General features: G+C 57.9%; 19 protein-coding genes. 1 reads left to right on the top strand and 18 read right to left on the bottom strand.

What is annotated here, in order from left to right; all coding sequences use genetic code 11:
* Positions 1 to 137: 137 nt before the first annotated feature.
* From SHM7688_RS18930 to SHM7688_RS18845, 18 genes are all read right to left on the bottom strand, one after another.
* Positions 138 to 3,275 (bottom strand): efflux RND transporter permease subunit, encoded by a 3,138-nt coding sequence (locus SHM7688_RS18930; protein WP_058241500.1) that lies wholly within the window; start codon positions 3,273 to 3,275, stop codon positions 138 to 140.
* Between the two features lie 3 nt (positions 3,276 to 3,278).
* Positions 3,279 to 4,415 (bottom strand): efflux RND transporter periplasmic adaptor subunit, encoded by a 1,137-nt coding sequence (locus tag SHM7688_RS18925; RefSeq protein WP_058241499.1) that lies wholly within the window; start codon positions 4,413 to 4,415, stop codon positions 3,279 to 3,281.
* A 207-nt stretch (positions 4,416 to 4,622) separates the two neighbouring features.
* Positions 4,623 to 4,997, bottom strand: coding sequence for a Na+/H+ antiporter subunit G (locus tag SHM7688_RS18920; RefSeq protein WP_058241498.1), 375 nt, complete (start codon positions 4,995 to 4,997; stop codon positions 4,623 to 4,625).
* 6 nt (positions 4,998 to 5,003) lie between these two features.
* Positions 5,004 to 5,273 (bottom strand): K+/H+ antiporter subunit F, encoded by a 270-nt coding sequence (locus tag SHM7688_RS18915; RefSeq protein ID WP_058241497.1) that lies wholly within the window; start codon positions 5,271 to 5,273, stop codon positions 5,004 to 5,006.
* Positions 5,270 to 5,761, bottom strand: a complete 492-nt coding sequence (locus SHM7688_RS18910; RefSeq protein WP_058241496.1) for a Na+/H+ antiporter subunit E — start codon at positions 5,759 to 5,761, stop codon at positions 5,270 to 5,272. The genes SHM7688_RS18915 and SHM7688_RS18910 overlap by 4 nt, the downstream gene beginning before the upstream one ends.
* Positions 5,758 to 7,311 (bottom strand): monovalent cation/H+ antiporter subunit D, encoded by a 1,554-nt coding sequence (locus SHM7688_RS18905; protein WP_058241495.1) that lies wholly within the window; start codon positions 7,309 to 7,311, stop codon positions 5,758 to 5,760. Before SHM7688_RS18905 ends, SHM7688_RS18910 begins: the two co-directional genes overlap by 4 nt.
* Positions 7,308 to 7,676, bottom strand: coding sequence for a Na+/H+ antiporter subunit C (locus tag SHM7688_RS18900; RefSeq protein ID WP_058241494.1), 369 nt, complete (start codon positions 7,674 to 7,676; stop codon positions 7,308 to 7,310). Before SHM7688_RS18900 ends, SHM7688_RS18905 begins: the two co-directional genes overlap by 4 nt.
* Before the next feature lies 1 nt (position 7,677).
* A complete protein-coding gene (locus SHM7688_RS18895; RefSeq protein ID WP_058241493.1) occupies positions 7,678 to 10,557 on the bottom strand; it encodes a monovalent cation/H+ antiporter subunit A in 2,880 nt (959 codons plus the stop codon).
* 124 nt (positions 10,558 to 10,681) lie between these two features.
* On the bottom strand, positions 10,682 to 12,640 hold the full coding sequence (locus SHM7688_RS18890; protein WP_144432634.1) for a multiheme c-type cytochrome: 1,959 nt from the start codon (positions 12,638 to 12,640) through the stop codon (positions 10,682 to 10,684).
* A gap of 10 nt (positions 12,641 to 12,650) precedes the next feature.
* Positions 12,651 to 13,973 carry a BatD family protein gene (locus SHM7688_RS18885; protein ID WP_058241492.1) on the bottom strand — a complete coding sequence of 441 codons (1,323 nt, stop codon included), beginning with the start codon at positions 13,971 to 13,973 and terminating at the stop codon, positions 12,651 to 12,653.
* Entirely contained in the window at positions 13,970 to 15,598 is a 1,629-nt protein-coding gene (locus SHM7688_RS18880) for a vWA domain-containing protein (protein ID WP_223229217.1), read from the bottom strand. The genes SHM7688_RS18885 and SHM7688_RS18880 overlap by 4 nt, the downstream gene beginning before the upstream one ends.
* Positions 15,595 to 16,578, bottom strand: coding sequence for a VWA domain-containing protein (locus SHM7688_RS18875; protein ID WP_058241491.1), 984 nt, complete (start codon positions 16,576 to 16,578; stop codon positions 15,595 to 15,597). Before SHM7688_RS18875 ends, SHM7688_RS18880 begins: the two co-directional genes overlap by 4 nt.
* The gene (locus SHM7688_RS18870) at positions 16,571 to 17,113 is read right to left on the bottom strand and encodes a DUF4381 domain-containing protein (protein ID WP_058241490.1); all 543 of its coding nucleotides are present in this window, start codon (positions 17,111 to 17,113) and stop codon (positions 16,571 to 16,573) included. Before SHM7688_RS18870 ends, SHM7688_RS18875 begins: the two co-directional genes overlap by 8 nt.
* Positions 17,110 to 18,105, bottom strand: coding sequence for a DUF58 domain-containing protein (locus tag SHM7688_RS18865; protein WP_058241577.1), 996 nt, complete (start codon positions 18,103 to 18,105; stop codon positions 17,110 to 17,112). The genes SHM7688_RS18870 and SHM7688_RS18865 overlap by 4 nt, the downstream gene beginning before the upstream one ends.
* A gap of 36 nt (positions 18,106 to 18,141) precedes the next feature.
* Positions 18,142 to 19,134, bottom strand: coding sequence for an AAA family ATPase (locus tag SHM7688_RS18860; RefSeq protein ID WP_058241489.1), 993 nt, complete (start codon positions 19,132 to 19,134; stop codon positions 18,142 to 18,144).
* A 2-nt stretch (positions 19,135 to 19,136) separates the two neighbouring features.
* Complete coding sequence (locus tag SHM7688_RS18855; protein ID WP_058241488.1) at positions 19,137 to 20,117, bottom strand: HAD family hydrolase; 981 nt, start codon at positions 20,115 to 20,117, stop codon at positions 19,137 to 19,139.
* An 84-nt stretch (positions 20,118 to 20,201) separates the two neighbouring features.
* Positions 20,202 to 21,791, bottom strand: a complete 1,590-nt coding sequence (locus SHM7688_RS18850) for an arylsulfatase (RefSeq protein WP_058241487.1) — start codon at positions 21,789 to 21,791, stop codon at positions 20,202 to 20,204.
* Between the two features lie 192 nt (positions 21,792 to 21,983).
* Positions 21,984 to 22,778, bottom strand: coding sequence for a 23S rRNA (adenine(2030)-N(6))-methyltransferase RlmJ (locus SHM7688_RS18845; protein WP_058241486.1), 795 nt, complete (start codon positions 22,776 to 22,778; stop codon positions 21,984 to 21,986).
* Positions 22,779 to 23,010: 232 nt separating this feature from the next.
* Here SHM7688_RS18845 and SHM7688_RS18840 point away from each other — a divergent pair, with 232 nt between their 5' ends.
* Positions 23,011 to 24,051: a rod shape-determining protein gene (locus SHM7688_RS18840; RefSeq protein WP_058241485.1), complete on the top strand. Its 1,041-nt coding sequence runs from the start codon at positions 23,011 to 23,013 to the stop codon at positions 24,049 to 24,051.
* Positions 24,052 to 24,064 lie beyond the last annotated feature (13 nt).

The following is a 24,064-nucleotide window of genomic DNA, read 5'->3' as shown; positions in this document are numbered from 1 at the left end:
CGCAATACCGACGGTGTTTCACGCCTCTCAGCAAAGATTAATCCCGCAACATCCGCAGTGTATCTCCTCGCCAGCAGAACGAGGTCGGGCAAAATGGGGGATGGAGGCCAACACCCAGGTCAGCCTCCAATAGAAGTTTATCCAGCTTCTGTGGACGTTGTCGTCTTGTGGGTTCCCTTAATCCGTTCACGCATCCCTTGCAGGAGCACATAGAGGATCGGGACCAGAACCACGCCAATGACAGTCGCCGCCAGCATGCCACCAAACACGGCAATACCGATGGCTTTCTGACTCGCCGCACCTGCACCATTGGCGGCCAGCAGAGGCACAACGCCCAGCAAGAAGGACAGGGCCGTCATCATCACCGCACGGAAACGCTGAGTGGCTGCCTCGATAGCTGCCTCCTTGATCGACAATCCAGCAGCGCGGCGCTCCATCGCGAACTCCACGATCAGAATGGCGTTTTTGGACGCCAGACCAATCAGCATGATCATCCCGATCTGCGTGTAGAGGTTCACATCCCCGCCAGAGACCGCCACGGCGGCCAAAGCCCCAAAGAGCGCCACCGTAACAGACAACAGAATCCCCACCGGCATGGTCCAGCTTTCATACTGCGCCACAAGGAACAGATAGCCGAAGATCACCGCCATGATCAGAATGATCACCACAAGCCCCCCGGCTGCCTGCTGCTGCTGTGCGGTTCCGGTCCATTCAAAGGCATAGCCCGGTGGCAGCGCCGTCGCGGCCTCCTCCTCAAGCACACGGATCGCATCCCCGGTTGAGAGCCCTTCTTTTGGCACCCCCGTCACGGTGGCAGAACGGAACATGTTGTAGCGGTTCAGCGCCACGGGCCCCAGCTCATTCTTGATATCCACCAAAGTGCCCATCGGCACCATCTCACCGTCCTTGGAACGGACATAGAGCCCATTGATGTCTTCCACCTGAGAGCGATAGTCGCCATCCGCTTGGATCATCACGCGATACACCCGACCAAAGAGGTTGAAATCATTGACGTAAATTGACCCCATATAGCCCTGAAGCGTTGTGAAAATATCCGCGATGGAGACATTCAGCGATTTGGCTTTCTCGCGGTCCAGATCCACATAAACCTTGGGAACATTGGCCCGGAAGGTCGAGTAGCTCTGCGCCATCTCCTCACGTTGATTGGCGGCATACACAAGAGATCCCACAGCGGCGGCGAGATCTTGCGCGGTGCCGCCTCCGGTCTGCTGCACCTTCATTTCCACACCAGCACTCAGACCAAGGCCCGAAATCGGCGGCGGGTTGAAGGCGATCACACTGGCAGAAATCTCCTGATTGGCGATGCCATAGACTTTGGCCAGAATGCCATCGGCGCTGAGTTCATCGGTTGTGCGATCATCCCACGGCTCAAGGTTCAGAATGATCAGCGCCACGTTGGAGCCCGCCCCATTGAGCAGGCTGAAACCATTCACCTGAACAGAGCCAGCGACGCCCGGAATTTCCGCCAATTGTGCATTCAACCGCTCTGTCACGGTCTCGGTGCGTTCCAGCGAGGCCGCATCCGGCAGCTGCACATCGACAAACAGCGTGCCGTTATCTTCCAGCGGGATAAACCCGGCAGGGAGAGATTTCAGCAGCGTCCCGGAGCCCAGCATCAGCGCCCCCAGAATGACCAGCGCCAGAATAGGCACGCGCACCATACGTTTCACGATGCCCACATAGCCAGAACGCGCACCGTCCACGCCCTTTTCAAACACCGCCATCAGCCCCTTGGGCCCAGCTGGATCTCGGGGTTTCAGGATCAGAGAGCACAGGGCCGGAGACAGGGTCAACGCGTTTATCGAAGAAATCACAACTGCGGTCGAAATGGTCACTGCAAACTGCGTATAAAGCCGTCCCGTGATCCCCGGCATGAAGGTAACGGGGACAAACACAGCCAACAGAACCAACGTCGTGGCGATCACCGGACCAGTGATTTGCCCCATCGCTTTCCGGGTCGCCTCCGCCGCCGGAAGCCCTTCTTCTGCGATGATCCGCTCCACGTTTTCCACAACAACAATGGCGTCATCCACCACGATCCCAATCGCCAGAACCAGCGCAAACAGCGAGATGGTGTTCAGCGACATGCCAAACAGCAGCAGGAAGGCAAATGCCCCAATCAGCGAGACAGGAATGGCCACAGCCGGAATGGCTGTTGCACGCAGGTTGCCCAAGAAAATGAACACCACAGAAATCACAAGAATGAAGGTCAGGATCAGTGTCGAGACCACATCATTGAGAGACTGTTCCACAAACAGCGTGCTGTCATAGGGAATGGCATAGGTCACATCATCCGGAAAGGCGCGCGCCAGACGCTCCATCTCTGATTTGACCTTTTCCGCCACCGCAAGCGCGTTCTCGCCCGGTGCCTGATAGATCGCCAGAACCGTCGCTGGGTTGCCATCAGCCCGGCCAGAGGCGTTGTAGTAGTTTGCCCCCAGTTCAACGCGGGCGACGTCTTTCATGCGCACAATGCTGCCGGCCTCACCGGTGCGCAGCACGATGTTTTCAAATTCATCCACCGTGGTCAGACGGCCCTTGGATTTGATGGTGTATTGAAACTGCTGACCGGATTTGATCGGCGGGGTCCCGATCTGACCGGCGGACACCTCAAGGTTCTGCTCGCGGATCGCCGCCACCAGATCAGCCGGGGTCAGACCCAAACTCGCCATGCGATCCGGATCCATCCACATCCGCATGGAGTACTCAAAATTGGTCATGACGTCGGCATTACCAACGCCTTTCACCCGCGCCAGAGCATCCCGAATATTGATCGAGGCATAGTTGGACAGGAAGACTTCGTCATAGGTGCCATTGGGAGACGCCAGCGTCACGATCAACAACATGTTGGTCGAGGATTTTTGCGTCACAACACCATTGTTGGTCACCTCGGTCGGCAACTGAGATGTCGCCTGCGCCACACGGTTCTGCACGTTCACCGAGGCAATATCCGGATCTGTGCCAACCTCAAAGGTCACAGACAGGTTATAGGAGCCCGTGTCGGTGCTGTCAGAGGACATGTAAATCATGTCATCCACGCCGTTCACCTGCGCCTCAATCGGCGCGGCAACCGTGTTTTCCACGGTTTCCGAGCTTGCGCCTGTGTAGTTGGTCGAGACAGTCACAACCGGTGGCGTGATGTCAGGGAACTGTTCCACAGGCAGTGCGTTATACCCGATGAACCCCATGATGGAGAGCACCAGTGAAATCACAAACGCCGTTTTCGGGCGTCGGATAAAGATCGCTGAAAACACGGCTTATTGCTCCTCTGTCGGCTGACCGGCCAGAACTGCATCCACAGTCACACCAGGGCGCACCCGCTGAAGCCCCTCAACAATCACGGTCTCCCCTTCGCGCATGCCATCTTCGACAACCACGGCGGTCTCCACCTGACGGCCCAGCGTAACATACCGCTGTTCCACCGTCTGTTGCTGACCTACGACCAAAACAAAATCACCGCGCTGGTCCCGTTGCACCGCCGCCTGAGGGATCATCAGAACCTTGGAGGGCTCCGCACTGGCAATCCGCAGGTTCAGGAAAGCGCCGTCCAACAACAGCCCGCGTTCATTGGCAAATTCCGCCCGCAGAGTGATTGTGCCTGTGGCCGAATTGATCCGGTTGTCCGCAAAGACCACCTGTCCGGCTTCTTCCAGTTCTTCGCCATTTGGCAAAATCGCATAGACTTCAGGCGCACGTCCGCGCTCTGTCAACTCCGCAATGGAGGATTCATATTGCTCCATCACATTGACGAGCTGCCGTTCCGTCAAAGAGAACTCGGCATAGATCGGCGCCGTGCTGACAATGTTGATCAGCGTGGCGCTGTTGGGGCCAACCAATTCGCCAACGCTCACATTGGCGCGCCCCACCCGGCCATCAAAAGGAGCATGCACATGTGTGTAATCCAGATCGAGCTGCGCCTGCTCAATGGCGGCTTTGGCCATTTCCACCTGCGCCCTGGCCACCTCATTATTGGCCAGCGCTACATCCCGATCTGCCTCGGTGCCTACATCACGCTCAAATAGCTCTGTCTTGCGCACAAGCTCCACTTCGCTCAGCCGCAGATTGGCTTCCGCCTGCGCCAAATCGGCCTGACGCGCTGTCAATGTCGCTTGATAAACCTCAGGCTCAATTTCAAAAAGTAGATCCCCAGCGGATACGTCATCGCCATCCTGCACGAGGATATCTTCCACAAAGCCGCTGACCCGCGCCACAAGGTCAACCTTGTTCACCGCCTCGCCTTTGCCGATGAAAATCGCTTCATCCACCAGTTCGTCCGTATAGGCCGCAGCCACAGACACTTTTGGGGCCGGCGCATCCTGTGCGAGAGCGATTGGTGCAGTCAAACTCGCCGAAATCAAAGCGGCTGCAAAAGGGGTGAAATGAACAAGTTTCATGGTATTTGTTCCCACATTCTCTAGGTGCCGATGCCATGAGTGCTCCACTTGGGGACTCAACTCGGGTAACAATCGCTTTATAGAAACACGCGGCGCGCCATGCGGCAAGCTTGAACGCCACTCGAAAGCGCTTTGGGCAAAAAAATAACGCACGCAAAAGAGTTTGCGTGCGTTTCTTAAGGCAAAATCTGACCCTAGGTCACCTATTCAGTCTTTGTCGTAGTAGGTTGGCGGATCATCATAAATCGCCCAGCCATAGTCGCTTTCTGATCCGGGCAACTCCTCTGGCTTCATCTTGGCCTGAATGAAGGTCTTGGCGATGAAATGAGCACTTACAGGCGCCGTCAGGAACAAAAACAGGGTGATCAGCAGTTCATGAAACGACAGGGTTCCCTTCACGAGAAGGAAATACACCATCGAAGCAATCAACACCCCACCAACGCCCACTGTTGTCGCCTTGGTTGGCGCATGGAGTCGCTGCATGGTGTCCTTCAACTTGACCATGCCAAAGCTGCCGACAAGCCCAAAGATACCCGCCACCACAAGGAAGAAAGAAATGACAATCTCTACAAACATGTTCATACGCCTTCACTCAATGATGTCGCCGCGCAGCACAAAGCGGCAGTAGGCAACCGTGGAAACAAAGCCGACCATCGCCACCAGCATGGAAGCCTCATAGTAAATCGCCGTGCCTTTGAGGATGCCATATAGGATCAAGAGCGCGATGACGTTGATAACCATCGTGTCCAACGCCAGAATGCGATCCGCAGCTGTTGGCCCCATGGCGATACGATAGACACACAGCAAAAGCCCCAAACCAAAACAGGCAAATGCGAAGAACAAGGCGACGCTGATCATGGGAACATCTCCTTCAAACGGCGTTCATAGCGGGTCTTGATCTCTTCAACGATTGTATCGGGATCATCATCATGCAGGTAATGCACCAGAATGCTTGTGCCATCGGCCGACAACATGGCCGAAACCGTGCCCGGCGTCATCGTGATGGTACCCGCCAAAAGTGTGATGGCTTCTGGTGCGGTGATCTCAAGCGGCACGCAGACCCAGCCGGATCGAATATCTTCATTGCGTTTGAACAGAATGATGCGTGCAACCTGAAAGTTGGCGACCACAATGTCCCAGATCACCACCAGAACATATTCCACCATTTTCAGTGGTTTTTTGATGTGCGGCTGCCCCGGCCAATAAGGTGCTGTCAACATCGGCACAAACACCCCAAGGATTGCTCCCAAAAGGACATTGCCCGGCGTGACTTTATTCACAAGCATCAGCCAGACCACGAGAAGTGACAGGCTGAAAAGTGGGTGCGGTAGCAAACGACGCCTCATTTTAACACCTCCCCATTGCCGCCCAGCACGGCAGATACATAATGCTCAACATCAAACAACTGCGCCGCTGCGCTATCGAAATAGCCCATCAACGGCCCTGCCAACGCTGCCAGAAACCCCAGCAATACCAATGACAGTGCCACCGGCGCAAATTGCAACACCGTCGCTGGTGCAGCCTCCTGCGCCTTGGGGGTCACCATGTCAGAGCTACCATCCTCGGCGACAACCAGCGAGGTCGCCTTCCAGAACAAAACGCTGCCGCCCCGCGCAAAACCAACAATCGTGATCAGTGACCCAATCAGAATGGCGCTCCAAGCCGCTGTCATCCAGCTCATGCCCTGCACAGCGTCCAAAACCAGCAGCTTGCCCAGAAACCCGCTCAGAGGCGGCATGCCTGTCATAGCGATAGCCGTCACAAAGAACAGCGCTGCGAACATCCCATTCTGCACAACCGGTGGCTGGTGATGCAAAGCGTCATCCCGCCGTCGGCTGACCACCAAATCCGCCAACAGAAACAGCGCCGCCGCGGCAAAGGTGGAATGCACAAGATAATAGATCGCTGTGGCAATGGCCTCCGGCGTGAATGCCGCCACAGCCAACATCAACGTACCCATTGAGCCGACAACAGCAAAAGACAGCATCGGCATCAGTCGCCTTGCCGCCAGAACCCCAAAGGCCCCTACCGCCAGTGTTATGATCGCCCCGGGCACCAGCCAGCTGCCCGCAAGCCCCTGTGTGGCCACCACATCCGGCCCAAATACCAACGTGTAAAAGCGGATGATGGCATAGGCACCGACCTTGGTCATGATGGCAAAAAGCGCCGCCACCGGCGCTGGCGCATTAGCATAGGTGCCCGGCAACCAGAATTGCACCGGAAACAGCGCGGCTTTGATGGCAAACACCATCAGCAAAAGCACCGCCGCCACACGCAAAAGCGCCGCATCCTCAATGGGCAACAGGCGTACTTTCTCCGCCAGATCGGCAAGGTTGAGCGTTCCGGTCGCCGCATAAAGCGTCCCAAGCGCAAACAGAAACAACGTGGAGCCGGCAAGGTTCATCACCACATACTGCAGACCAGCCTTCAGCCGCACCTTGCCGCCGCCATGGATCATCAGACCATAAGAGGCAATCAAAAGCACTTCGAAGAACACAAACAGGTTGAACGCATCCCCGGTCAAAAAGGCCCCGCAGACCCCCATCAGCTGAAACTGAAACAGCGCGTGGAAATGCCGCCCCCGATTGTCCCATCCCGTGGCCATCGCATGCCAGAGCACAATCAACGCCAGCACAGAGGTCAGCAACACCATGATCGCCGACAGCTGGTCCAACACAAGCACAATCCCGAATGGAGCAGTCCAATTGCCAAGATAGTAGACATGCGTGGCCCCATCAGAGGCCAGCACAGCAAGGCCAAGCGCAATCGCCGCGAGGGCAACAGTGCCCGCCGTCGAAGCCCAGCGCGCCAAGACAATGTCGTGGCGCATCACATAGGCAATGATCGGCGCGAGAAGCGCCGGAAGCACAACCGGTGCAATAATCCAGTGGTTCATGCGCCCCGCCCTTTCTGCTCAGACGCATTTTCAGGCGCATCTTCTGTCATATCGATCTTGTCATTGTCCGCTTCGAGATAGGCGCCCAGCGCAATCATCACCAAAACCGCCGTCATGCCAAAACTGATCACAATCGCTGTCAGAACCAGCGCTTGTGGCAGAGGGTCGGAATAGGCCAAATCCGCGTATTTTTTGAGGATCGGTGGCGCATTGACAGCCAGCCGCCCCGTCGCAAACAGAAAGACGTTCACCGCATAAGACAGCATCGCCATCCCAAGGATCACCGGGAAGGCCCGCAAGCGCAAGATCAGGTAAATCCCGCTGGCGGTCAAAACACCAATGGCACTGGCCACAATCATTTCCATGTCACTGGCCCTCCTTCTGTGCCTGCGGCGCCTCTGACGCCTCCTCTGCTTGCGTGGATGGATCATAATCCATCGGCTCCACGTTCACCGTCTCCCCCGCAAACCGTGCAATCCGCGACAGGCTGTAAAGCATCAGCATCACCGCCCCCAGCACTGCAAGGAACACGCCAAGATCAAAGGCAATCGCCGTGGCCCATTCAAATTCCTCGATAGGCGGGAAGTGCAGATATCCAAACGCGCTTGTCAGGAAAGGCTTGCCTGCCAGCCAGGCCCCCACACCGGTCAGCCCGGCAATCAAGACGCCCCAGCCGATCATCGTGTGATACTCCATACGCTGGCGCAGCTGTGTCCAGGCAAAGCCAGAAGCCATATACTGCATCAACAGCGCAATAGAGACCACGAGCCCCGCGACAAAGCCACCGCCGGGCTGATTGTGACCGCGCAGGAAGATATAGACCCCAACCATCAGCGCAATCGGCAGCATGGCACGTGTGGCCACCACCATCATCAACGGGTGGCGATCCCGCGAACGGTCAGGTGAGAAGGTTCTGTCGCGCAGCCGTTTGGCCGCAGGCCCGCGCAACAGCGCGTCCATCAGCGCATAAATGGTCAGCCCCGCGATACCCAAAACGATGATCTCGCCATAGGTGTCATAGCCCCGGAAATCCACCAAGATGACGTTGACCACATTGGTGCCCCCGCCCCCTTTGTAGGAATTGGCAAGGTGATAAGCCGAAATGCTCTCGCCATCGCGCAACAGAAACGCCATCGCCAAAGCTGCCACAGCCACGCCCGCTGTCACGGCAATCGCCCCATCACGCAGACGCTTGCTTGTGCTGCTTTCCGCGGGTGTTTCCTTGGGCAAGAAGTAAAGCGCCAACAGCAAAAGCAGAATGGTCACGGTTTCCACGGAGATTTGTGTGAGCGCCAGATCGGGCGCAGACAGATAGACAAAGCCACCGGAAATCATCAAACCGATAATGGAAATAAAGATCAGGGAGCGGAAGCGATTGCGATGCTGGCTCACCACAAGCCAGGCCGCCGCAATCATCGCCACCCATCCGACCCAGACAAGAGGCGGCACAGGCAGAAGCGCGCGTGTCACAGGCCCAAGTCCACCGGTTGCATAGGCGTGGTAGCCTAGCCCAACGGTAAACACCACAAAGACAGCGAGATAGCGGCTCATCACCCCATTGTGGGTGCCCTCCGTTATCTTGCGTGTCGTCGCAACCGCCGCCGCCATGGCGCGATCAAACATGTCTTTGGCTTCCGGGCGGGGCATGCGGTTCCAGATCTTGTCCAAGCCGCCATGCAGCAGAAAGAGCACAACACCCAACACCACGGCCACAGCGGACATGAACAGCGCTGTGTTCAAACCATGCCAAATTTTCAGGTACGGCTTGGTTTCAGCACCTACTACGGCACTGGAGGCCACCTTCACCAAAGGTTCCGCGAGATGTGGCAATAGACCAATCACCACCACCAGAACGCTCAAAATCGCAGGCGCGGCGTAAAGACCAAAGGGCGGATCATGCGGCTTGGCCGGGTAATCATCGCGCACCGGGCCGCCAAACACATGGAAAATGAACCGGAAGGAATACGCAACAGAAAAGCTCGCCCCCAGCGTCGCCAGAACCGGCACAAGCCAGGGGTTGTGATACCATGTGGTATGCAGCGTCTCTTCCAGCATCATCTCTTTGGAAATAAAGCCATTGAGAGGAATAATCCCCGCCATGGACAAGGCCGTGATCGTGCCAATGATGGCGGTAATCGGCATCAGCTTTGCCAGACCGCCCAAACGCTTGATGTCGCGTGTGTGCGCCTCGTGATCAACAATCCCTGCCGTCATAAACAGCGCGGCTTTGAAGGTCAGATGGTTGATGATGTGAAACACAGCTGCAATCGCCGCCGCTTTGGTGCCAAAGCCCAGCAACATGGTCAGCAAACCCAAGTGGCTGACCGTTGAGAACGCCAAAAGCCCCTTCAAGTCATCCTTGAACAAAGCGATCACAGCGCCCAGCACCATAGTGATCAGACCTGTGGTTGCCACGAGATAAAACCACGCGTCGGTGCCAGCGAGGGCGGGCCACATCCGGGCCATCAGGAAGACACCGGCTTTCACCATCGTTGCACTGTGCAGATAGGCCGAAACCGGCGTCGGCGCGGCCATGGCATGTGGCAACCAGAAATGGAAAGGGAACTGCGCAGACTTCGTGAACGCCCCCAATAAGATCAGAATGAGCGCAGGCAGATACCACTCGCTCGCCTTGATCACATCGCCCTGTGCCAAAATGTCGGTCAGGTTGTAGCTGCCAACAATGTTGCCAAGGATCAGCATGCCCCCAATCATCGCGAGCCCTCCGGCCCCCGTCACTGTCAGTGCCATGCGCGCGCCCTGCCGCCCTTCCGGCAGATGTTTCCAATAGCCAATCAAGAGGAAAGAGGAGAGAGAGGTCATCTCCCAGAAGATAAGCAAAAGCAGGATGTTGTCAGACAGGACAATGCCCAGCATCGCCCCCTGGAACAGCAACAGATACGTGTAAAACTGCCCCATCGGATCTTTGGCGGATAGGTAGAAACGCGCGTAAAGGATGACCAAGAGCCCAACGCCGAGGATCATCCCCGCAAACAAGAGCCCCAAACCATCCAGAAAAAAGCTCGCAGACAGGCCAAGTTGCGGCAGCCAGTCTATTGTTGTGGACAGGACTTCGCCGCGCATCACCGCAGGCGCCTGTGTCAGCAACAAGAGTAAGGCAAGCACCGTAGGCACGGCCGTGAACGATGCACAGGCATTGCGCCCCGCCCGTATCATGATCCCCGGCATCAAAGCACCCAAAAAGGGCAATATGGCAATGAATGCCAGAATACTGCCGTCGCGCATCAACGCTCTCCCCCTATTTGTTTTCCGATAGATAGACTTGCAACCTAGCTAAAACAACCGACTCCGTCGAAAGGTTGTAGCAAAACCTAAGGGTTAAGCGGCTCAGGGGTGCCTGTGCTGCTACCTATAGCTGATCTGCCATTTGCTGCAACACCTGATCTTCCGGGTTGTAGCGCAACGCTCTTCGCAGATGACGCGCAGCGGCGGCCCGCCCCTCAGTTTGCGCAGAAAGGCGCACAAGTGACTGCCACGCCTGAACATTTTGAGGATTGATACGGACAGCTTCCCTCAAAGAGGCAATGGCTGCCGGGATATTGCCAGCTACCATCGAATAGCCCGCCACCTGCAAATGCGCCTCTGCGAAGTCCAACTGGTTGCGCACCATGGCGCCAAATTCCTGATAGGCCTGCCCAACATATGGGCGCAGGCTGTCTGGCATCCGCGAGGCAGGTTGCCCCATGATCGCCCGCGCTGCGGCGATCCGGACCGCACGCACCTCATCATTGAGCCCTTTGATCAGATAGGGAGCCGAGGCCACGGCGGCCCGTTCCTTCAAAGCATCCAGCGCGCCAACCCGCACCTGTGGGTCAGGATCCTCCAAAAAGGCCCCCAGCTCTGCCAAATCCAGCGCATTGGCGCCCGGCCCCAACAGCCAAAGCGCTGTTGCTCTGACCAGATCCGCCTGACTGGCGTCCTGTGCCAGCGCCATCAGCTCACCAGCTGTGGCTTGCGAGTTGCTGCGCCCTCGCGCCAGAACGTCCCCATAATGCGGGCTGCGCCAGCGCCCTTCGGGAAACCATGCCGCCACCTGCGCCGCCGCCCAGTCACTATCCTCATCACTGTGACATCGGGTGCAGGCATCCGGAGTATTCAATCTTGCGGAGACATCCGGGCGCGGCACGCGGAAATTGTGATCGCGACGCCAGTCATTGCCCATATAGACCTGATCCATCATGTGACAGCTCACGCATTGCCCACCTTCGCTGTCTTCTGCGTGTTTCGTGTGGGCAACACTGTCATATTCTGCCAGTCGCAACGTGGGAAAATCAGGATTTCCTGCCTCAGAGTGACACTGTGTGCAGATCGCATTGCCCTCCGCGACCAGGGCGCCGCTGTGGGGTTCGTGGCAATTGGCACAGGTGACGCCCGCATCGTGCATTTTGGACTGTTTGAACGACCCATAGACATAGACTTCATCAAGGATCTGGCCATCCGCGTGATACAAGCCCGGCCGCAGCATTGCGAGATTATACGCATCCGCAAAAGCTGTCCCCGGCAGCGGATTGCCATCTCCAAAGGCTTCGCGCCGGGAATGGCAGCCCGCACATTGCTCCATGGCCTCTTGCGGATCCCCCATCTCTGCCGAAAAGCCCCAGTCATTTAACGCAACCGCATAGCGCCCGGGTGGTGTCGCCCCCTCTTGTACGATCTCCAGATGCGCCGCCCCCGGCCCATGACAGGCCTCACAGCCCACGCCAATCTCCACCTGTGTGGAGGCGTAGCGTTTGGTGCGAAAATCGTAGTTTTTCTCAAACCCTGTAGCATGGCATTCTGCGCAGCGCGCGTTCCAGTTCTTGTAAGCTCCACTCCAGTGATAGGCATCCTGCGGTGGCAGATCCTGATCGGGATACAGATGGAACCACGCCTTCTGCTCAACATCCCAGACCACATCAAAACTCTGCATCCGGCCTTTGCCAGTCTCAAGGATCAGATGTTCAAGTGGCGTCACCCCACCAACAGAGTGCACGGTGTAACGACGCTCGATGCCGTCTTTTTCCAACACAGTGACAATCCGCGCATCGCCCTCTGTGGTAAATGTCGCCTGCATCCCGTCATGTTCAAAGACCTCCCCTTCAAACGCCCCCACCAACATGTCTGTCCCCGGCATCCGCCAGGCCTGTGCATGATGGGACATCTCCCAGTTTTCCGCGGCATCTTCGTGACAGGACACACAGGCCTGAGAACCCACATACTCCGGCACCTCCTGCGCGGCTTGCGATGTATCTTGCGCAGATGCAGAGGTGGCGGCGGCAACAGCGGCAAGAGCCCCCGCGCACAGCAGGCTACCGATCATTCGGAACATTCGGGGTCTTTCACTTTAGCTGTGTCGCCACAGGGTTTAGAGCTTTCAAAGCGGCTGTCTCATTTCTTAAAGGATAGCGCGCCGTACCGTGCAGTGCATGTAATTTCTGCTCCAAAGCCCGCCAATCCGCGACGGCCTGCGATGATGTCTCTCGCCCATAGCGACCACGCCCAAGGGCAAAAAACGCCTCCGTGACTGCGGCCTCCGCTGCTGGGTCTACCCCCACAACACGCGCACGCCAGAGGGCAAAGGCCTCCTGCGTCTGCAGCAGGTCCTGCTGTTTCACAGCGCCTTGCAAACGTTTCCACGCATAGCGCGCGCTTGCCACATGTCTTTGGCGGCGCGCGGCCAAATAGGCCGCCAAAGGCTCCGCCAGCCAGATCCGCGCCGCAAAAGCCAGCACAAGAAGCAAAGCCGCCACGCCAACCCAAGCTATCAGACGTGTATAGTCTCTCCCCTCAGGCCCAACCGCAACCAAAGGCGCAGACGCTTTGACAGCGATCTCAGGCAGGGTGGCCTCCTCAAGGCTTTGGGTCTTCAGATTGTACCACCTCAGCGTGATCTCAGGCAGAACCCCATCCACGCCGCCTTCGGCAACATAGACAACGGTTTCTGTGCGCAGCCCAGACAGAAGACCACGATCTTCTTTCTCCTCCACCTGCGGTGTCTCAGGATAGGCACGCAGCCCGCCGGGTGCTTCCTCAGATACCAAAGATGGCAAAAACATCGGCGTCACGCCGTCAATCTCTGCGGTCACAACCCGCGTAAAACTGTCCCCAGCCTTCAGATCTTCGGGCGTGCCTTCCACCTTTTGAGACAGCTTGAGACCATTGGCTGCGACAAAGGGATCAAGGCTTTCGGCCCCTTCGGGCATCACCCCAGTGAGAGTGATCTCAGGCACTGCAAGGCTTTCTTCGATCACATCGCTGCCGCTTTCGGCCTGATAACGCACCTGAACATCGCTGGCAGGCAAGGTAAACGTCCCCGGCACCAAAGGTGTGATCTGATAGCGCCGCGTGATCCCGGACCAGGTCTCACCACCCACCGTTTTGCTTGTGGCAGTGCTAGCTTTCTTCGGCAATTGCACCAAGAGGTTCGCACTCTCAAAATCAGGCCAAATCGGCGGATCCGGCATGAATGTGGGCACAAAAACAGTCAACCGCAGCGTCAGGGGCTGCCCCGGCACGGTTTCCGTCTTCTCAAACTGCACCTCGATCTGCGCCTGTGCCGCCTGCCCTGCAGCGGCATTCGCCTCTGGGTCAGGCTGCTCTTGGGCAAAAACTGCGCCGCTCACCAACACAAGGCACGCGAGGCATCTCAAAATCCACGTCATTGCTCTGCCTCCTGCGCACCCGCAGTCTCAGCACTCTTGCGTTGCGCCGCTTCAAGGCGAAAACGCTGCTTCAGAAAATCTTCTGTACGCGTGTCCACTGTGCGCATCCACTGATCGGTGGACAAATGCGCCTCTGGGCTGTCCTCGTCAGACGCCTCAATCTGGGTTTCCACGCCCTTACCGGATTCATTGTCAAACACCACGTCATCCGCGCCGATGCCGCGATCCTCACCGGTGTCGGATTGCTCCCGCGTGGTTTCCACATAGGTCACGATCTCTTTGGACACAGGCAGGTTCTGCGCCGCCGCCTCATGTGCCGGATCAAGCGCAAGCGCACGCTCGAAAGCACGTACACCATCTCGGTAGCCACGGGATTTCAAATGCGCCATGCCTTCAATAAAGGCGGCATCCGCAGTCTCCAGCCGGGACATTTCCTCAGCCGCGACCTCATATTGCCCCCCCCGATAAAGCGCGACGCCCCGCAGATACGGATCCGCAAAAGCTTCTGCGGCGCGCGCATAGTCTTTGTTCTGATAGGCAATCCAGCCTTGCTGATCGGGCGTCAAAAACCAGTCTCGCCAGCCATCTGCATGCGCCACCTGTGGCTGTAAGACCCACAGAACAAAAGCCATTTGCGCCGCCCAGCGCACGGCCATGCCGCGCCGGAACCACAACAGCAACAAAAGCAATGCAGGCCAAACCAGCCACGCGCCGCGATCTTCCCAAGGCTGGGCCTCATTGTCCAACTGCGCCCGTTGATAAGCTGAGGCCAGCGACCGCTCCACAGCCGCCACATCCCGCCCATCCGGCGTCACGATATGGGCCGTGCTGCCGGTTGGGCCAGACGGCAGGGCAGCGTCCTCCGGCAAGAGATACAGAAAGCTCAAAGAGGCCACTTTTCGGCCCTCCGCAGGCGGGGCGTCTTCCGCCGCGCCTTCCTGTGACACAGACGCGCCAGTGGCGCTTGTGTCTTCGAGTGCGGCCACATCCGCTGCCGCCAGTTCATCAAGCAGGAAAACAATCCCCCCCACACTGGCTTCCCGCGCCAGCAAACTCTGCGCCAGCGCAAAACCCTGTGCCACGTCCCGCCCCTCAATGGGCATCACATCCGGAGACAGCCCCTCAAGATAGGGCTGCATCACTCCGGGATCTTCGCTCATCGGCACCACCACATGCGCCGACCCTGCGTAGCCCACAAGCGCCGTACGCGCGCCTGCACGCAACTCCAACAGGTCCATCGCTTTCTGTTTGGCACGCGCCAGTCGGCTGGGTGCCACATCCGTGCCCTCCATCGACGGCGTGACCTGCATCACAATCACCAAAGGCGCGGTCTGCGCCGCAAAAGGCGCAGGCGCACGGCTCCATGTGGGACCCGCGGCCGCACCAATCAGCAACAGCAAGACAAGCGCAATCACATCAATGGGCTGCACGCCTCTTGAACTGTTTCCCGGCACGGTCAAGGCCGCTGCCAGATGCGGTGCGATCCAGTCACTGCGCAGCTCAGCGGCAGAGGATTTCCGTCGCGTCTGCCACCAGATCACAACAACCGGTATCGCCGCCAAAAACAGCCAGCCCCGCAAAAAGTGAAACGCATCAAGATACACCATTGCCGTCTCACCCGTCATCGCACCGGCCTCCGCATGCCACGCACCCAGAAAGCCAGCATCAACACCATCCCCAACGCAACCGCCCCCATCAGCGCATAATGACCCAGCGGTTCTCGTGGGCGCCAGCTCAGCGTGTCTTGATCGCGCGGTGTCTGGGCGTCGATTTCATTGTAAATTGCCTCAAGCGCCGCGCTGTCAGCGGCAAAGAACCCTTCTCCACCTGTACGTTGCGCCAAATCACTCAATGCATCCATATCAAGACGCTCTTCTCCAGTGCCCTCCGGATCCCCCACACCAATGGCAAACATGGTCACCCCTTTGTCACTGGCAATCTCCGCTGCATTCACCGGGCTCATCCGGCTGGCGGTATCATTGCCATCTGACAGAAGGATCAACAGCCGCTCTTCGATTTCGCTGGCCTCAAAGCTATGGATCGCAAGGCCAATCGCATCGCCCAACGCGGTGTGCGGCCCGGCCATGCCCACCTGTGTCTGCCCCAACAGCGCTTCGACGGTGTCCAGATCTTCGGTCAGAGGGGCCTGCACATAGGCACGGGATCCAAAAACAATCAGAGAAACCCGGTCCCCCTGCCTTTTCTCCAGAAACTCCGCCACCACGTCCTGAACAGCCGCAAGACGCTGCTGAGGCGCGCCATCTGCCCCGGGGAAATCCACCGCATCCATGGAGCCGGAGATATCAATCGCCAAAATCACATCCCGCGTCGCTTTGGTGATTTCTTGCGGCGGCCCCAAACGCACAGGCTCCGCCAAAGCCAAAAGCCCAAGCGCCCAGATCACGGCTCCAACCAACAAAGCCCGCCGTTTATGGGAAACAACCGTCGCCCCATCGCGTACGACAGCGCCGGTACGTTCTGTCAGCGCCGCAAAAAACGGTAATCTCAGCGCATCATCGCGCTGACGAAACGCCGGGGTCAAAATCCGCACCAACCAAGGCAGAGGCAGCAAAACAAAAACCCAGGGATGCGTCAGTTCAAACATCTGCCGCCTCCGCCAATACGTCTTGCAGGGGATGGGTCGGATCATGTGTTTTGATCCATTTGCGCGCAAGCTGCGCCACCTCAGCCCCTCCGCTCACAGGCCCCGCCACATAGGCAGCCGTTGCAAGCACCCGCCCTGCCCCGGTCTCAAAAGCCGCTTCCTGACCAGTTTGCGCCAAAAACCGCAACCACGCCGCCCCACTCAGAGAGGCCACAGCCTCACGCCCATAGGCGGTCAGCGCGGTGCGTTTGAGGACTGTGGAGATCATCACCACATCTTCCCCTGCTCCACTCAACGCCTGCAGAGCTTCTCGACGATAGGCATTGGCCTGATATCTTTTCCAGCGCACCCAGCCACGCCAAACCGCAACCAAAAGCAAAACAGCCGCCAGAACCGCCCAACCGGCGGTCTGTGGCATCATAGAAACAGCCGCCGGGTCAGGCACCTCCGCAAGCTGGTTCATCAGGCCGACGAGGCTGTCTGAGTCCCCCTGCGCCTGCGTCCCTGCTGCCTGCTGCGTTTGGGTCTCATTCATCGCCTCACGCCTCCCAGCGCCTGAACCACCTGCGGCAAAGTCTCTTCCGCTGTGCTGAGCGACAGAACAGACAGGCCAATACGATTTTGCCATGTACGGACCTGCGCCAGACGATCCGCAGACAGCGCCAGAACATCAGAGCGCATCTGCGCATCTGACATGTTCAGCTCCGCCTGTTTTGCGCCATCTGTCCCGGTAATCGTGCCCGCTTCCGGCAACTGCGCCGATGTCGGGTCCCGCACCACTGCCAAAACCAAATCATTGTGTTGCGCAATGGTGCCCAGATGGCGCTCTGTCGCCGCATCAGCCGCATCAGCCGCATCAAAATCACTGATCAAGATGACGAGATGATCCCGTATGGCAAGCTTGCGCACAGATTTCAGAACGTCATTCAGCGCCATGGGTGTGACCGTTGGCGCTGTAGCACTCAGCCTGGCATTGGCGGTGGCAACCGCCGTTAACATACGCGTCAGTGCGGCCTGCCCGCGTCCGGGACGCAGCTCCACCATATCCTGATCGCTAAAGACAATGCCGCCCACGCGATCCCCCTGCGCCGTCACCCGATGGGCGGCAATGGCCGCACATTCTGCGGCCGTCACAGCCTTGGTGTTGCGCACAGAGCCAAAAAACATGGACATGCGCTGATCCACCACAATCAATGTGGGGCGATCACGCTCCTCGGTGTAGACCCGCACATAGGGTTTGCCCGCCCGCGCCGTGACCTTCCAGTCAATCGCGCGCACATCATCCCCCGGCAGATAATCGCGCAGCTCTTCAAAATCCAACCCACGTCCGCGAATGCGCGAACGGTGCCGCCCCTGCAATACCGAGGTCGCAGGCTGACGCGGCAGGAAAGAAACCGCCCGCGCCGCCGGGGCCAGGCCGCGCAAATGTGACAGGCTCACATGGATGCGCGGGTCTGTCGCACTCGTCTTCTCCGACGCAGCCGCGCCAAGCCCCATGCGCGACAGGGCAGCTCGGTGTTTCCCCATGGAAAATCGCATTGTCTCTTGCCTCCGCAAACCCGCTTAGGGCAAGGCCACCTGCGCAAGCACCTCTGCCACCACCTGATCTGCAGACACGCCCGTACCCTGCGCCTCATAGCTGAGCGCCAACCGATGTCGCAGCACATCCGGCGCAATCGCGCGCACATCTTCCGGATCCACATAGTCGCGGCCCGCCAGCCAGGCATGGGTGCGCGCACAGCGATCCAAGGCCAGCGAGGCACGCGGGCTGGCACCAATCTCGATCCATTTGGCAAGGGTATCGCCAAACTCCGCCGGGGTGCGTGTGGCCTGCACGATGGTTGCCATATAGGTTTCCATCGCCTCAGCGCAGTGCAAAGCCGCGATCTCGCGCCGCGCGTCAAACACCACATCCTGCGCAATCGGTGGACGCGGCGCTTCTGCCCCGCCTTCCTCGGTCTGCGCCATCAGCGCCGCCTGCTCTTCGCGGCGCACAAGACGGATCACTTCGATTTCATCCGCCAGAGGGGGATACTCAATGCGCACGTGCATCAGGAACCGGTCCATCTGCGCTTCTGGCAGCGGATAGGTGCCTTCCTGCTCCACCGGGTTCTGCGTGGCCAAGACCATAAACAGTGGCGCCATTTTATGCGTGGTGCCCGCAACGGTCACCTGCCGCTCTTCCATCGCTTCGAGCAACGCCGCCTGCACTTTCGCAGGCGCGCGGTTGATCTCATCGGCCAGCACGATATTGGCAAAAATCGGGCCCGGCTGAAATTTGAACTGACCACCGGTGTCACTCTGAAAGTACATCTCTGTGCCGGTCACATCTGCCGGCAAAAGATCCGGGGTGAACTGGATGCGAGAGTAATCACACTCCATATTTTTCGCCAAGGCCTTCACCGCACGGGTCTTGGCGAGGCCAGGCAGCCCCTCCAGCAAGAGGTTGCCATTGGCCAACAGCCCGATCAGCAGGCGGTCAATCACCGCCTCCTGACCAATAATCGATTGCTGCATGCGCTCTTTTAACGCTTGGATCTGCTCCATCGTGCCCATGATTATTCTGCACCCTCGCCTGTGAAAATCCGGCTCCAGTCCTCTTTCATGTCAATCAGAACCCAGCCCCGCGCATCCGCCTCGTCAAGACCACGGTTCAAGACACCGATATGGCCTTCCCGATCATAGGCCCACTCACGCTCCGCATCGGTGTGATGCACATAAACGCCCAGCCGCGCCCCTTCGCCGGTGGTGGTGAATTCCAGCATCTCAAAGTCGCCATCGGAGTTGCCCCCGGCCAGAATGGGCTGTTTGCCAATGTGGTGCATGATGCCCACAGGCTTGCCAGCCTTGTCATCATTGAAGAACAGCTCTGCACCTTTCATGATCACCGGCACGCCATCGATCATTTCATAGCTTGAGGTGATGGAGCTGCCGATCACCTGCTGTGGAGGAATGCCATAGGCATCCTCCGCAAAAACCCGCATGAACTGAATGCCGCCGCCGGAAACAATGTAGGTCTGAAACCCCTCATCGCGCAGATAGCGCAGCAGTTCGACCATCGGCTGATAGGTCATCTCATCATAGCGCATGCCAGTCTTGGGGTGGCGCGCCTCTTCCAGCCAGGCCGAAACGTCCTGCTGGAACTGATAAAGCGACACTTCTGTATGGGAGGCCGCGAGCACCTCAAGCAGGCCTTCCTTACCTGTCGCTGCCAGCGCCTCATAGTCGCCCGCCGCAGCAGCCTTCAGAGCATCGCTGGTCAGGATCGAGGGATCTTGCGCGGCCAGCTTGGCCACCTGATCCACCGCAAAAATCAATTGGAAATAGACCGGTTGCTCCGCCCAGAGCGTCCCGTCATTGTCAAACACGGCAACACGGTCGGCGGGCGTCACATAATCCGCGCCCCCCACTTCAGAAACGGCTTCCACAAAGGAAATGATCTTCTCTTTGGACTCGCCCTGCCAAGAAGGCAGTGGATCCGCCATCACAGGTCCCATCCAAGCAGCCGCCAACAGGCCAGCACCAACAAAAAGCCGCATCAAAAGTCTCCGATTTTCGAAATCAAACAGTCATAGAAGCGAAGGACGCACCCTTGGGCGCGTCCCTCCATATTTTATCAAAGATCAGTCACCCACAGGGGCCGTCATCTTTTCGATCACCTGATCGAGGCTGAAGCTTGCCGCTTTCTGGCGTGGTGGGAACTCCTGGAAGGTCTCAAGGAAGTTGGCCACATACTGCTGTGCAGGCACCAGGAAGTACGCGCGATCCAGCCACCAGTCGTAGTAGGTGTTGGAAGTGCGGTAAGACCGCTCATAAGGATCGCGGCGCAGGTTGAAGATCAGTGGCGCACGCAGCTCGGTCCAAGGCTCAAGCCATGCACGCATCGTGCCCCAGGCTTTCTGCTCCATGAAGATCAGTTTCCAGTCCTGGAAACGCAGCGCGGTCAGATCCCCTTCATCAGAGAAGTAGAAGATCTCTTTACGTGGCCCAACTTCGGCCTCACCGGTCAGCACTGGCAGGAAGTTGTAGCCGTCCAGGTGGACTTTGTACTCACGCCCAATGGCCTGAACACCACCCGCTTTCAGCTCTTCCTTGATGTTGTCACGTCCAACAGCCGCCAGAATGGTTGGCAGCCAGTCCATGTGGTGCATGATCTCGTTGGAGACAGAGCCCGCTTCGATCTTGCCCGGCCAGCGCACCATGGAGGGCACGCGGAAGGCACCTTCCCAGTTGGTGTTCTTTTCGCCCCAGAATGGGGTCATGCCCGCATCTGGCCATGTGTTCATATGTGGGCCGTTGTCGGTGGAGTAATGCACGATGGTGTTGTCGGCGATGCCCAGCTCATCCAGAATGTCCAGAAGCTGACCAACCTGAATGTCGTGTTCGATCATGCCAGCGCTGTATTCATCCAGCTGACGACCTGCCAGATCGTTGGCCTTGCCGCGCATCTCTTCCTTCACGTGAGTGCGGAAGTGCATACGTGTACCATTCCACCAAACGTAGAAAGGCTTGCCCTGCTCATTGGCACGCTTGATGAAGTCGATGGCCGCATTGACGGTTTCTTCGTCAACGGTTTCCATGCGCTTTTTGGTCAGCGGGCCGGTGTCTTCGATTTCGCCATCAGCGGAAGACTTGATCACGCCACGCGGGCCAAAGGCTTCACGGAACGAACGGCCATCCGGCATCACAGCGTCGCCCGGATAGTCTTCGTTCTCAGGCTCTTCTTCCGCGTTCAAGTGGTAGAGGTTGCCAAAGAACTCATCAAAACCGTGGTTGGTTGGCAGATGCTCATCCTTGTCACCAAGGTGGTTCTTACCAAACTGACCGGTCATGTAGCCTTCTGCCTTCAGAAGACCTGCGATGGTTGGATCTTCTTCCTGCATGCCAAGTTCAGCACCCGGCAGACCAACTTTGGACAGGCCAGAGCGGAACACGGACTGCCCCATGATATAGGAGGCGCGACCTGCGGTACAGGATTGCTCACCATAGTAATCGGTGAAGATCATGCCTTCGTTGGCCACACGGTCGATGTTTGGCGTGCGATAGCCCATCAGACCCATCGTGTAGGCGGAGATATTGGATTGACCAATGTCATCCCCCCAGATCACGAGCACATTTGGTTTCTCCTGCGCCGTCAGAGCGGTCGCAAAGGACGCCAGAACAGCAGCAGCGGCCGTGACATTTCTGACGGCCTTAAGTGGGTTCAAACCCATAACAAAACTCCCTTAAGAAAAGCGCACCTGAAAATATCTTTTGGCTATATATCGGCATAAAAACACCCACAGGCACCACGCGTAAAAAATCGCGAAGGCTCACGCTTATGTCAATTGAATTTACTGGATAATTTTTGAATTTCAGAAAGTGAAACTGAACCGACAGAACGCTGAAAACATACCCGCAAACGGCTAGCGCATGGGGGCGCGAAGAGCGACAAATCTCTTCGTCAGACGCTGCGCCTCTTCATGTAATCCAAAAGGCGCATTGATGATAAACATGCCTGATCCTACCATACGATGCCCCTTTCGTGCAGGGGGGAAAACCACCTCATGATGCAAAACCTTGGGAAAGCCCTGCGCTGCAAGCGCCGCAATCATCGGCTTATGGGGCCCATCTGACAGAATGGGATACCAGAGGGCAATCACGCCAACATTCCACTTGCGATGCAGCTTCCCAATCCACCCCGGCAGCGTTTTGTAGTCGTCTTTGATCTCATAGCTCGGATCAATCAGCAGCGCCCCGCGCCGCGGTGTCGGCGGGCAGATCCCCATCACGGTCTCAAAACCATCTTTCTGATGAATTTTCGCCCCGGTTGTGCGCATCGCCTGTCGCAATGCTCCGGCCTCTTGTGGGTGCAATTCACAGAGCTGCACAGAATCCCCCGGACGCAAAAGCGCGCCCGCTACCGCTGGTGAGCCCGGATAGGATGCCGCCCCATGTACGGCCCGCACCTGTTCAAGCGCCCGCATGTAAGGGTGATCCGCTGCAAACCAATCCTGCGCACGCCCAATCCCGGCTTCAGCCTCACCGGTTTTCAACGCAGCAGCATCATCAAGCTGATACACACCACGCGCCGCATGGGTTTCCAGATAACTCAAGGGTTTGGACTTCTGGGTCATATAGTCCAGCATCACCGCCATCAGCGCGTGTTTTTGAACATCCGCCAGATTTCCGGCGTGGTAGATATGTTGATAAGACAGCATATGCCGTCTTTAGACGACTGCACCGCCCTTGCCCAGACGAGAAGCTGACGATCATAGTGCGGCCTCTTGCCTGGATCCTTTTGCTGCAAAAGTTCACACGGGCGACGCTGTCACGGCAGAATGTTGCCTCTGCGCCAACCGAGGCCTTTCACAAAGCGCTTGCTCTTCCTATAAGAAAGCGCCTGCGCTTGAGAGAGTCGCGGGCCAAGGGATTCTTTGGGGACAAAATCATATGCTGGGAAATTTGGGCGGCCTGTTTACTTCTGACATGGCCATCGACCTCGGGACAGCGAACACGCTGGTCTATGTAAAAGGTAAAGGCGTTATTCTCAGCGAACCCTCCGTGGTGGCCTATCATGTGAAAGATGGCGTGAAAAAAGTGCTCGCCGTCGGCGAAGACGCCAAACTCATGCTGGGGCGCACCCCCGGTAGCATCGAAGCCATCCGCCCCATGCGTGATGGGGTGATTGCCGATTTTGACACCGCCGAAGAGATGATCAAGCATTTCATCCGCAAGGTGCACCGCCGCTCAACCTTCTCCAAACCCAAAATCATTGTCTGCGTGCCGCATGGGGCAACCCCTGTTGAGAAACGCGCAATCCGTCAATCCGTGCTCTCTGCTGGCGCACGCCGTGCGGGGCTGATTGCGGAACCCATCGCGGCCGCCATCGGTGCAGGCATGCCAATCACCGATCCGACCGGCAACATGGTTGTGGACATCGGCGGGGGCACCACCGAAGTGGCCGTTCTGTCGCTGGGAGACATCGTCTATGCCCGCTCTGTACGCGTGGGCGGCGACCGGATGGATGAAGCCATCATCAACTATCTGCGCCGCCAACAGAACCTGTTGGTCGGTGAATCCACAGCGGAGCGTATCAAAACCTCCATCGGCACCGCCCGTATGCCCGACGACGGCCGCGGTGCCTCCATGCAAATTCGCGGCCGCGATCTGTTGAATGGTGTGCCCAAAGAGACCGAAATCAGTCAGGCTCAGGTTGCTGAAGCGCTGGCTGAGCCGGTGCAACAGATCTGCGAGGCAGTGATGACCGCTCTCGAAGCCACCCCGCCAGATCTCGCCGCAGATATTGTGGATCGTGGCGTGATGCTGACCGGAGGCGGTGCGCTTCTGGGCGACCTCGATCTGGCACTGCGCGAACAGACCGGCTTGGCCGTCTCCATTGCTGACGAAAGCCTGAACTGTGTGGCAATGGGCACCGGCAAGGCGCTGGAGTATGAAAAACAACTCCGCCACGCCATCGACTACGACAGCTGAACCGGCCACCATA

The organism is Shimia marina, from assembly GCF_001458175.1.
Classification (GTDB): domain Bacteria; phylum Pseudomonadota; class Alphaproteobacteria; order Rhodobacterales; family Rhodobacteraceae; genus Shimia; species Shimia marina.
The sequence above is the reverse complement of the archived record's forward strand: the minus strand, read 5'-3'. Positions and strand labels throughout refer to the sequence as shown.

Excerpts from the sequence above, each read along its gene's own strand:
- SHM7688_RS18845 (WP_058241486.1), bottom strand. The coding sequence starts at position 22,778 with ATGCTGTCTTATCAACATATCTACCACGCCGGAAATCTGGCGGATGTT.
- SHM7688_RS18890 (WP_144432634.1), bottom strand. The coding sequence starts at position 12,640 with ATGTTCCGAATGATCGGTAGCCTGCTGTGCGCGGGGGCTCTTGCCGCT.
- SHM7688_RS18910 (WP_058241496.1), bottom strand. The coding sequence starts at position 5,761 with ATGAGGCGTCGTTTGCTACCGCACCCACTTTTCAGCCTGTCACTTCTC.
- SHM7688_RS18895 (WP_058241493.1), bottom strand. The coding sequence starts at position 10,557 with ATGCGCGACGGCAGTATTCTGGCATTCATTGCCATATTGCCCTTTTTG.
- SHM7688_RS18850 (WP_058241487.1), bottom strand. The coding sequence starts at position 21,791 with ATGGGTTTGAACCCACTTAAGGCCGTCAGAAATGTCACGGCCGCTGCT.
- SHM7688_RS18840 (WP_058241485.1), top strand. The coding sequence starts at position 23,011 with ATGCTGGGAAATTTGGGCGGCCTGTTTACTTCTGACATGGCCATCGAC.
- SHM7688_RS18860 (WP_058241489.1), bottom strand. The coding sequence starts at position 19,134 with ATGGGCACGATGGAGCAGATCCAAGCGTTAAAAGAGCGCATGCAGCAA.
- SHM7688_RS18885 (WP_058241492.1), bottom strand. The coding sequence starts at position 13,973 with ATGACGTGGATTTTGAGATGCCTCGCGTGCCTTGTGTTGGTGAGCGGC.
- SHM7688_RS18925 (WP_058241499.1), bottom strand. The coding sequence starts at position 4,415 with ATGAAACTTGTTCATTTCACCCCTTTTGCAGCCGCTTTGATTTCGGCG.
- SHM7688_RS18855 (WP_058241488.1), bottom strand. The coding sequence starts at position 20,117 with ATGCGGCTTTTTGTTGGTGCTGGCCTGTTGGCGGCTGCTTGGATGGGA.
- SHM7688_RS18875 (WP_058241491.1), bottom strand. The coding sequence starts at position 16,578 with ATGTTTGAACTGACGCATCCCTGGGTTTTTGTTTTGCTGCCTCTGCCT.
- SHM7688_RS18880 (WP_223229217.1), bottom strand. The coding sequence starts at position 15,598 with ATGACGGGTGAGACGGCAATGGTGTATCTTGATGCGTTTCACTTTTTG.
- SHM7688_RS18900 (WP_058241494.1), bottom strand. The coding sequence starts at position 7,676 with ATGGAAATGATTGTGGCCAGTGCCATTGGTGTTTTGACCGCCAGCGGG.
- SHM7688_RS18905 (WP_058241495.1), bottom strand. The coding sequence starts at position 7,311 with ATGAACCACTGGATTATTGCACCGGTTGTGCTTCCGGCGCTTCTCGCG.
- SHM7688_RS18870 (WP_058241490.1), bottom strand. The coding sequence starts at position 17,113 with ATGAATGAGACCCAAACGCAGCAGGCAGCAGGGACGCAGGCGCAGGGG.
- SHM7688_RS18915 (WP_058241497.1), bottom strand. The coding sequence starts at position 5,273 with ATGATCAGCGTCGCCTTGTTCTTCGCATTTGCCTGTTTTGGTTTGGGG.
- SHM7688_RS18920 (WP_058241498.1), bottom strand. The coding sequence starts at position 4,997 with ATGAACATGTTTGTAGAGATTGTCATTTCTTTCTTCCTTGTGGTGGCG.
- SHM7688_RS18865 (WP_058241577.1), bottom strand. The coding sequence starts at position 18,105 with ATGGGGAAACACCGAGCTGCCCTGTCGCGCATGGGGCTTGGCGCGGCT.